The sequence below is a fragment of the Flavonifractor sp. genome (assembly GCF_019422385.1).
GTDB classification, from domain to species: Bacteria; Bacillota; Clostridia; order Oscillospirales; family Oscillospiraceae; genus Flavonifractor; species Flavonifractor avistercoris.
Map to the genome: position 1 here is coordinate 1 of NZ_JAHZDL010000148.1, position 2972 is coordinate 2972.

Annotated in this window: 3 protein-coding genes; all 3 read right to left on the reverse strand. The window is 69.2% G+C overall.

The window, feature by feature from the left end; all coding sequences use genetic code 11:
• Positions 1–234: 234 nt before the first annotated feature.
• Positions 235–834: a hypothetical protein gene (locus QZ378_RS12560; protein WP_291258510.1), complete on the reverse strand. Its 600-nt coding sequence runs from the start codon at positions 832–834 to the stop codon at positions 235–237.
• Between the two features lie 18 nt (positions 835–852).
• The gene (mnmA, locus tag QZ378_RS12565; RefSeq protein WP_291258511.1) at positions 853–1857 is read right to left on the reverse strand and encodes a tRNA 2-thiouridine(34) synthase MnmA; all 1005 of its coding nucleotides are present in this window, start codon (positions 1855–1857) and stop codon (positions 853–855) included.
• Positions 1858–1998: 141 nt separating this feature from the next.
• A partial coding sequence (locus QZ378_RS12570) for an FAD-dependent oxidoreductase (protein ID WP_291258512.1) occupies positions 1999–2972 on the reverse strand: 974 nt, incomplete at its 5' end.

The window sequence follows — 2972 nt, forward strand, 5'->3', positions numbered from 1 at the left end:
CTGTGCCTCCTCTCCCCACCGAACCCGCTTCGCTGGGCTTCGGCGGGGGCCCCGTAATGATCATCTCTCCAGGCGCTGCCGCGCCTTGGGTGGCACGCATCGGGGTTACCCTGCAAGCCCTGAGAGCTGCTGCGCTGTACCGGCTTGGCCCGCCGGGCCGCCGTTGGTGCCATGCCTCCGAAATACCAAGGCGTTCGCGGCGGCTGGGAAACGGCGCGTCAGGGATGCCGCGCCCTACTCCTCCAGAGTGATGGCCACGGCGTAGGCCCGGTCGTACTGGTTGAGGTAGGCCACGTCAAAGAAGCTGTCGGGCAGGGCGGCGGAGGTGACCCCCTCGCCGTCGTCGTACACCGCCAGGTAGAGGGGCGCGCGCGCCCCCACGGTCAGGGCCTGGGGGTCGTTCAGCCACGCCCAGGTGCGGCCCGTGTCGGTGCGGGTGACGCCGCTCAGGGCGGCGTTGACGCTGTACCGGCCGGAGCCGTCCTGCCAGTTGATGCGGATGCCGTCCTCCTCCAGCACCACGCCCAGCCGGAGGCTGTCGGAAGAGCCGGAGACGCCCACCGAGCCGCCCCCCACGGCCAGCCACTGGCCGTCCTGCCAGGAGAGCACCTCGATGCTGCAGCCGGTGACCGCCTCACCGGCGGAGAGCTGGTACACGCCGTACTCCGTGTCCGCGCCCCCCACCAGGGCCAGCAGGGCCGCCTCTTCCTCGCTCAGCTCCAGGGGAGCCACGGAGTTGTCCCCCAGTTCCTCGTTCTGCTCCCCGCCGCCCCGGGGGGCGCAGCCCGCCAGGGCCAGGGTACACACCAGGGCCAGACAGATCAGCTTTTTCATGTTCTTCGTCCTCTCTTTTTAGGTAATCCAGGCGCTTCCCAGCACCGTGTCGCCGTCGTAGAACACCGCCAGCTGCCCCGGCGTGGGGGCCCGGGCGGGGGTGTGCATATGGAGCACCACGCCCTCCCCGTCCGCCTCCAGGGCGGCGGGGAGCTGGGTGCGGGAGTGGCGCAGGCGCACCTGTACCTCCACCGGGCCGGTGAGGCCGTCCGCGGCCAGCCAGTTGGGGCGGACGCAGCGCACCGTGTCCCTCCCCAGGTCGGAGCCGTCGGAGAGCACCACCTCACAGGTGTCCGGCCGCAATTCCGTGACGAAGTACCGGTGGGGCCCCGACACCCCCAGGCCCCGGCCCTGGCCCAGGGTGTAGCGGTGGATGCCCCTGTGCTGTCCCAGGATATTACCCGATTTGTCCACAAAATTGCCGGGCGGTGTGGAAAGTCCACACGCCTCCAGCCAATCGCCGTAGTCCCCCTGGGGGATGAAGCAGATCTCCATGGAGTCGGGCTTGTCCGCCACCGGGATGCCGAAGTCCCGGGCCAGGGCCCGCACCTCGGCCTTTTCGTAATCACCCAGGGGGAACACAACGCGCTGTAATTGCTCCCGGGTGAGCCGGGAGAGCATATAGGACTGGTCGTTGGCGGGCCGCCCCTTTTTCAGCACCCCGTTTTCCACCCGGGCGTAGTGGCCGGTGGACACATACCGGGCCCCGATTTTCTCCGCCAGGGCGAAGAGGGCGGGGAACTTCACCAGCCGGTTGCACCGGGCGCAGGGCAGGGGCGTCCGCCCCGCCAGGTAGTCGGCGGCGAAGGGGGCGCACACCTGCGCCTCCAGCTGCGCCCGGATGTCCGCGATCTCCAGGGGGATGCCCAGCCGCTCCGCCACGGCGGCGGCGTCCGCCGCCCCGCTCCCCCCCAGGCCGATGTCCAGATAGAGACCGGTGACGTCGTAGTGCTCCTGCAGCAGCTTGGCCGCCACGGCGGAGTCCACCCCGCCGGACAGGCCCAGGACAATTTTCTCTCCCATAGGTTCTCCTTTGTGTTGGGTTTTCGTAATCCCGCGGCGGGCCGACACACAGGTCGGCCCCTACGGGGATTACCAGCGTCCGCGTAGGGGCGCACCTGTGTGTGCGCCCGTCGGATCCGGAACCGGCGGCCCGTCCCGCCCCTATTTCTCCAGCTGGAGCATGAGCACGGCGATGTCCGCCGGGCTGACCCCGGAGATGCGGGAGGCCTGCCCCAGGCTGAGGGGGCGGATCCTGTCCAGCTTCTGCCGGGCCTCCAGCCGCAGGCCGGCCATGGACAGGTAGTCCAGGTCGGGGGGGAGGGGCCGGTCCTCCATCTTCCGCTGCTCCTCCACCTGCCGCAGCTGGCGGTCGATGTACCCCTGGTACTTCACCGCGATCTCCACCGCCTCGGTCACGTCGGGGGGCAGATCCGGCCGGCCCCTGTCCGCCGCCGCCAGGCCCTCATAGGTGTTCTCCGGGCGGCGGAGCAGATCCACCAGCCGCCCGTCGGGGGTGCCGGTGTGCTCCAGCCGCCTGATCTCCTGATCCACGGCGGCGTACTTGTCCAAAACTTTTTGATACCGCTGGTCGCTGACCAGGCCGATGGCGTGCCCCACGGGGCACAGCCGCCGGTCGGCGTTGTCCTGCCGGTGGAGGAGCCGGTACTCGGTGCGGGAGGTCATCATGCGGTAGGGCTCGTTGGTGCCCTTGGTGACCAGATCGTCGATGAGCACCCCGATGTACCCCTGATCCCGCCGGAGCACCAGCGGCTCCCGCCCCAAAATCTTCAGCGCCGCGTTCACCCCGGCCACAAAGCCCTGGGCGGCGGCCTCCTCATAGCCGGAGGAGCCGTTGAACTGCCCCGCCCCGTACAGGCCCTGGATTTTTTTGCACTCCAGGGTGGGCAGCAGCTGGGTGGGGTCTAAGCAGTCGTACTCGATGGCGTAGGCCGGGCGGGTCATCTCGGCGTGCTCCAGCCCGGGAATGGTGTGGAGCATCTGAATCTGCACGTCCTCCGGCAGGGAGGAGGAGAAGCCCTGGATGTACAGCTCCTCGGTGTCCAGCCCCATGGGCTCCACGAAGAGCTGGTGCCGCTCCTTGTCGGCAAAGCGCACCACCTTGTCCTCGATGGAGG